The organism is Amycolatopsis bullii, from assembly GCF_014654205.1.
Taxonomy (GTDB): Bacteria; Actinomycetota; Actinomycetes; order Mycobacteriales; family Pseudonocardiaceae; genus Amycolatopsis; species Amycolatopsis plumensis.
On sequence record NZ_BNAW01000068.1, the window covers coordinates 38,502 to 44,501 of the forward strand.

The 6,000-nt window shown below is 73.7% G+C and carries 8 protein-coding genes; 2 read left to right on the forward strand and 6 right to left on the reverse strand.

The genetic code is table 11. The features are described from left to right. Positions 1 to 201: 201 nt before the first annotated feature. A complete protein-coding gene (locus IE317_RS41055; protein ID WP_191316750.1) occupies positions 202 to 618 on the forward strand; it encodes an STAS domain-containing protein in 417 nt (138 codons plus the stop codon). A 292-nt stretch (positions 619 to 910) separates the two neighbouring features. On the opposite strand, the gene IE317_RS41060 is transcribed toward IE317_RS41055, so the two are convergent. Genes IE317_RS41060 through IE317_RS41075 form a run of 4 tightly spaced genes read right to left on the reverse strand, consistent with a single transcriptional unit; the run spans position 911 to position 3,228 of the window. Continuing rightward, a complete protein-coding gene (locus tag IE317_RS41060; protein WP_191316751.1) occupies positions 911 to 1,237 on the reverse strand; it encodes a hypothetical protein in 327 nt (108 codons plus the stop codon). Next, complete coding sequence (locus tag IE317_RS41065; RefSeq protein WP_191316752.1) at positions 1,224 to 1,613, reverse strand: PRC-barrel domain-containing protein; 390 nt, start codon at positions 1,611 to 1,613, stop codon at positions 1,224 to 1,226. Before IE317_RS41065 ends, IE317_RS41060 begins: the two co-directional genes overlap by 14 nt. Next, positions 1,610 to 2,842 carry an NRAMP family divalent metal transporter gene (locus IE317_RS41070; protein ID WP_191316753.1) on the reverse strand — a complete coding sequence of 411 codons (1,233 nt, stop codon included), beginning with the start codon at positions 2,840 to 2,842 and terminating at the stop codon, positions 1,610 to 1,612. The genes IE317_RS41065 and IE317_RS41070 overlap by 4 nt, the downstream gene beginning before the upstream one ends. Further along, a complete protein-coding gene (locus IE317_RS41075) occupies positions 2,839 to 3,228 on the reverse strand; it encodes a hypothetical protein (RefSeq protein ID WP_191316754.1) in 390 nt (129 codons plus the stop codon). Before IE317_RS41075 ends, IE317_RS41070 begins: the two co-directional genes overlap by 4 nt. Before the next feature lie 125 nt (positions 3,229 to 3,353). Between IE317_RS41075 and IE317_RS41080 the strand changes: the two genes are divergently transcribed. Next, on the forward strand, positions 3,354 to 3,890 hold the full coding sequence (locus IE317_RS41080; protein WP_229903188.1) for a phosphatase PAP2 family protein: 537 nt from the start codon (positions 3,354 to 3,356) through the stop codon (positions 3,888 to 3,890). Here the strand turns inward: IE317_RS41080 and IE317_RS41085 are convergent. Continuing rightward, complete coding sequence (locus tag IE317_RS41085; RefSeq protein ID WP_191316755.1) at positions 3,862 to 4,794, reverse strand: sensor histidine kinase; 933 nt, start codon at positions 4,792 to 4,794, stop codon at positions 3,862 to 3,864. The genes IE317_RS41080 and IE317_RS41085 overlap by 29 nt on opposite strands. A 291-nt stretch (positions 4,795 to 5,085) precedes the next feature. Next, a partial coding sequence (locus tag IE317_RS41090; RefSeq protein ID WP_191316756.1) for a hypothetical protein occupies positions 5,086 to 6,000 on the reverse strand: 915 nt, incomplete at its 5' end.

Here is a 6,000-nt window from a genome sequence, read left to right on the forward strand (position 1 = left end):
ACCCGGATGGGTGGTTTGAGTGGCGCGCGTGCGGGTCGCGTGCGGAGGTAGGGGGTTCGGCCGTTGGCGGGGTTGCGCCGTTCGGATCAAGGACTACGCTGCGAAGTGCGTCAAGCAGCACCATCCGTCCCCCGAACTTGCCAGCGACCGAACGGGTCCGGCACCCGTTCGTCACGTCATCTGCGAATGAGGCGTGGAAGAATGTTAGTCGTCCAGCCCCCAGCGACGGCGATCCCCGTAGCGCCGTCGAAGCGCGAACAATTCGACATCCAGGTGATCCGCCCGTACTTCGGCGCGGTCATGATCCGCATCCGCGGCGCGCTCGACGCGGACAGCGCACCCCAGGTGCGGTCGGCACTGAGCACCTGGGCCCACCGCCGCTTCCCGGTCCTCGTGCTCGACCTGTCCGAGGTCGATTTCCTCGACGGAGCGGGTCTCGCGGCCCTGGGCGGCATCCAGGTGCGAGTGGCCCGCGAGAACGCGACCCTGCGCATCGTCACGGGTGACAACCGGGTGGTGCGCCGGGCGTTGTCGGCCAGCGGGCTCGACCACGCGCTCAACGTCAGCCGCCTGCCGTCCGGGTGGGAACGCGCCACGGAAATCCCCGGCCAGAGCTGACGGTTGCTCGCCGGTGGCCGCCCGGGAGTGCCGGGCGGCCACCGAGGCGCGCCCAACCGGCCCTCCAGGCACGCAACCCGACGCTCCAGGCACGCGACCCGACCCTCTAGGTACGCAAGCCGACCTTTCCGGTACGCGACCTGACCTTCCAGGTGCGCGAGCCGACCTTCCAGGTACGCAAGCCGACCGTTGCGGTACGCGACCCGACCGTTCAGACACGCAAGCCGACGCTCCAGGCACGCAAGCCGACCTTCTCGGTACGCGGCCTGGCCTTTCCGGCTGCGGGCTGTCCTCAGGGGCGGTCGAGTGGGGCCAGCTCTTCGAACGGCCGCCGCACGCGCACCACCGGGTCCGACGTGTCCACGTCCTCCCACGCCACGTACCGGCTGTGGCGGTGCAACCAGCGGATCAGCCTCACCAGCGGCACCGGCCCCCGCTGGTCGTGGCGCTGGTAGCCGAACAGCCGCACGCGCGTGCGTCCCACGATCACCCCGCGCACCACCAGCTGCGGCAGCCCGTCCTTCCCCGGGGTCGCTTCGGCGCGGATCTCGCGGATCGCGCCGAGGTCGCGGCCCGCCGGGTCGCGGACCGGGCGGCCGATCAGGTCACCGGCTCGCACGGCCCGCTCCCGGGATCCGGCCGATCACGCGGCGGCGCAGCCAGTCTTCCGACGGGCTGGTCGTGGCCTGGGCGACGGCCGTCGTCACCACGATCGTCGGCTCGATGCGGCGGATGGCGGTCATCGGGATGCGTTGCGGCGCCTGGGTGCGGAAGCCGCGGCCGACGTGGTGCAGGAGCCTGCCGATCGGGCCGCCCAGGCGGTCCGCCAGTGCCTCCGGGCCGACCAGGAGCGCGTCGACGATCCACCGCCCGTCTTCGGTGCGGAGCTCGAGGTCGTCGACCTTGCCGACCACCGTGCCGTCCTCTCCGATGATCTGCCGGTCGAGCAGGGTGTCGCCCAGGTCGACGAGGCCGAGGTCGGTCCACGGGTTCATTGGCCTGCTCCGGTGAAGATCATGAGGGGGATCGCCACCAGCGCCGCGACGGCGATGACGACGAGCATGACGACGCCGACGGTGTTGCTGAAGTGGCCGTTGGCGTGTTTGCCGAGGTACTCGCGGTCGTTGGCGACGATGAGCACCGGCAGGTAGGTCAGCGGCAGCGCCACCGCCGAGAAGATCAGCGAAATCTCGGTCAGGCCGACCGGATCGAGACCCGTCTGCACCACCAGCACCGCGATCAGCAGGCCGGCGCCGACGGTCAGGTGGAACCGGGCGGCGTTGCGCGGCGCGCGGCGCTTGCCCCAGTCCCAGCCGAAGTACTGCGCCAGCATGTACCCCGACGACAGGCCCGTTTCCAGCGCCGCCCCGAAGGTCGCGGCGAAGATGCCGATCAGCACGATCACCAGGCCCGCGGTGCCCAGCGCGAGCGTTACCGGCAGCACGATCTGGCTGACCTGGCTGACGTCGACCCCCGCCGGGAACAGCACGATCGCCGAGCACGCCATCACGGCGATGGCCAGCAGCCCGCCGAGGGGGAACCCGAGCAGCACGTTGGCCCGCTGGACCGACAGGTCCTTGACCGTCCAGCCCTCTTCGACGCCGCCGGAGGAGAAGAAGAACACCTCGTACGGCGTCATCGCCGACGCGAACAGCGCCACCGCGTGGTAGGCGTAGGTCGGCAGCGCCTGGTCGGGCGGCGGGGCGAGCCCGGCGACCTGCGCGCCCAGCGACGACCAGTCGGGGTGCAGGAAGAACACCGCGACGGCGAACACGCCGATCGCCAGCCCGCCGAGGCCGAACCCGGTCTCCATCCGCTCGAAGCCGACCCGCCAGACCACCAGCCAGATGAGCACGCCGATCGGCAGCACCCACACCAGCCGGTCGACCCCGGAGGCGAGCTCGATGACGATCGCGACGCCGCCGATCTCCGCGCACACGGTCAGCAGCGTGATGAGGAACGACCCGGCGAGGTTGAGCAGTGCCATCCGCGGGCCGAGGCGTTCGCGGATCAGGTCGAACACCGGGCGCCCGGACACCGCCACGATCCGCCCGGACATGTCGGCGTACACGCAGATCCCGAGCACGCCGAGGACGGTCACCCAGACCATCGCCATCCCGTAGCGGGCGCCGACGACACCGCTTTCGACGAGGTCGCCGATGTCGACGAAGCCGCCGACCGCGGTCAGGATGCCGAGGGTGATGGCGAGGAACTTCTTGCTCACGACGTCACACCCCAGCGCGCGAGCTCGCCGATGAGGCCCTGCAGTTCGGCGTCGATCCGGTCGAGCCCGTCGTCGGTGCCGTCGCCGAGGCCGTCGTCGAGCCGGTGGGCCACCGCGACCGCGCGATCGGTGATCGACGCGAGCGCCGCGCGGGCGCGGTCGTCGGTCAGCTTGCCGACGTCCTGGCCGGCCGCGCCGAGTTCGTCGGCCGCGTCGCGGACGGTGACCGACAGGCTGGGCACGGGCGGCACCTCGTCGCGGTCGGCGGTCACCACCAGCCGCAGGAGTTCGAGCTGACCGCGGATCTCGCGTCCGGCGTGCACGGTTTCGGCCTGAGGGTCGGCGCCGCAGGCCGCCAGTGCCGCGACCGCGACGACGGCGGCCACCGCGCAAAGCCCTGTCCGCCGCAGCACTATCACTCGGCGGGGGTACCCGATTGCGGAGCGGACAAACCTCCACCGTGGACAGACGGGGGTGGTTGAACCCGTGCAGGGGTGGGAAATTGGGGACCATGCCGAGCGAAATGTCCTCTGACGCCGGGGATGGACCGGACGAAAACGACCTTCCGGTCACCCGGCCGGCGTGGCCGGTCACGGCGCTCAGCGCGGCGGCCCAAGGCGGCCTCCTGTGGGTCCTCGTCGCCGGGGTGCTGGCGTGGCGGCCGGGTCTCCGGCGCCGGGCGGCGGCCCGCGGGCTCGTGGCGGGTGCGGCCGGCATGGCGTGCGGGCACGCCGTCAAAGCGGCGGTGCGCCGCCCGCGGCCGCCGGCGCAGAGCCTGCCGGCCCACCGCGCGCTGCTCGAACAGCCGAAGTCGTCCGCGTTCCCCTCCACGCACGCGACGACGGCGGCCGCGTTCACGGTCGCCGTCGGGCTCACCTCGCCCGCGACGGGAGCGGCGATCGCGCCGCTGGCGGCCGCCGTCTGCTACAGCAGGCTCCGGACGCGGGCGCACTGGCCGACCGACGTGTACGGCGGGGTGGCGATCGGCGCCGTCGCGGGCGGCCTCGTGCACCGCCGGCTCAGGCGCGGAAGTACGCCCGGAAAGTAGTGCCGCCCTCGCCGGTGTGCAGGCGGACGAGGTCGGCGAGGTGGTTGACGAGCAGCAGCCCGCGCCCGCGCGGCTGGTACGGGCTCGCGGGGTGGCGGCCGGCGAGGGGGTCGGTGAGCCGGCCCCGGTCGTGGACCTCGCAGACGAACTCGCCGTCGCCGCCCCAGAACCGGACGGTGCCGGAGCCGCTGCCGTGTTCGACGCTGTTGGACAGCAGCTCGGTGACGACTATCTCGACGTCGGCGAGCCGGTCGCCGGCCAGCCCGCAGGCGGCCGCGCGGACGTGGGCCAGCGCCCGGGCCGCCGCGAGGTCGGTGGTGCCGGCCAGTTCGAACGCCCCGGGCGGCGCGGGCAGCGGCTGGTTGTACCGCTCGATCAGCCCGGCCGGGTCGTAGGCCGGGCTGGTGCGCTGCCCGGTGCCGTCGATCAGGACCGGGTGCGTGGCCTCGGCGTCGGCGAGGACGTCCGGGGCGAGCGCGTCGGCGTCGTAGGGGCAGAGGATGGTGGCGTCCCGGCCGGTGAAGGCGAGGTTGATCAGGGCCTCGTGCTGGGCGCACGCCGGGTATTCGACGGCCGAGCGCGCCGCCCAGATCGGCTCGCCGATGATCCGCGCCGGCTGTCCGGGGTGGCTGTCGGCGAAGGCGCGCAGCACGCCGGGGATGATCCGCCCGGGGTTGCGCCCGGCCACGGTCATGTCCAGCAGGCGGACCCGCGCGGCGTCGGCGCCGAGTTCGCGTTCGATCAGCTCGAGGTTGCCGCCGGGGACCGCCACCGCCACCGGCTCGCCGGCGGCGAGGCCGTCCCGGACGAACGGCACGGTGCCCGCCAGGTACTCGGCGGCACCGCGGTAGAACAACGCGGGGTGCCCGAAGGTGCCGGTACCCCTCTCCGCGGTTGCGCTCAAGCCGCCTCTCCTTCCGCACGGGACCTCACCAGTATGCGTGATCCCCTCCGCCTCGGGTGACCCGCGGTCACCGGGCGTTTGCCGGAGACGGAAACACGGCGGATCACGCCCGGGGACGGCGCGGATCGTCGCGCTGGCGACGGCGGTGCCGGCCTTCTCCTACGGTGCTCGGGCGGACGGTGCCGATGGCCGTGGTGGGCTTCCTGGTGGTCTCGGGACCGGAGCGGATCGTCCTGATCTGAGGCCCGCCGGTTTACGGGAAGTCCGTCGCGTCGTGCTCGCGGAGCACCGTCAGGAGCCGGCCGCGGGTCGGGTCGTCTCCGCTTCGAATGTCGCGCCGAGTTCGGCGAACTCCTTCGCGGCGGCCGCCAGCAGAGCGGTGTCGCCTCGGTGGCGGGCTCGGGCGCGGGTCAGGGCCGCCGCCGTCCAGCGGTTGCGGGCCGCGTGGTGCTCGGCTCGGGCGAGGTGCTGCGGCGCGTCCGGCGCGTCGAGGAGCACAGCCAGTTCCGCGGCCACGCCGGCCGCGTAGCCGTTGAAGCGGCCGGGAGTGAACTCGGCGCCCGCTTCGGCGAGCCGTTCCGCCAAGCCGGTGCCCGTGTGCAGGGCGACCCTGGCCCGGACGAACGCGTCCAGCGGCGCGAGATTGGCCGAATCCGACGGCGTGGCCACGCCCGCGACGTCCGCCGCGCGGGTGCGCCAGCGGGTCATCGCCGGCTCGTCACCGGACAGGCCGGCCGCCAGCGCCGCCGCGAGCAGCGGCACACCCAGGGTCGCGTTGCGCGGGAGCCGGGCGCGCCACAGTTCTTCGGCGGCCTCGCCCGCTTCGGCGAACCGGCCGGTCAGCGCGAGGGTGGTGACCAGGCCGCTCGTGCCCCAATACGGGTGGCCGGCCAGCGCCGGGTCGCCGGCCGCGCGTCTGCTCAAGGCCAGCGCGCCGGACAGCGCGCCGGTGGCGACGGCGTAGGTGATCGCGGCCCGGAACGCGTCCAGGACCTCGACCGCCGCGTGCGGGTCGGTGCGGTCCAGTGCCGTGACGAGGGCGAGGCGCTCCTGGGTCGTGCGGTACGCCTGATCCGGACGGCCGGCCAGCGCCTGCGCCGTGCACCGGGCATCCAGGGCCGCGCTGAGCAGCAGCGGGTCGCCGGCCGCCGCCGCCACGGCCCGCTCGGCCGCCTCGGGGTCGACCGACTGCGGGGCCGCCCCGGA

Coding starts and splice junctions, on each gene's coding strand:
- IE317_RS41055 (WP_191316750.1), top strand. CDS start 202: ATGTTAGTCGTCCAGCCCCCAGCGACGGCGATCCCCGTAGCGCCGTCG.
- IE317_RS41065 (WP_191316752.1), bottom strand. CDS start 1,613: ATGAACCCGTGGACCGACCTCGGCCTCGTCGACCTGGGCGACACCCTG.
- IE317_RS41080 (WP_229903188.1), top strand. CDS start 3,354: ATGCCGAGCGAAATGTCCTCTGACGCCGGGGATGGACCGGACGAAAAC.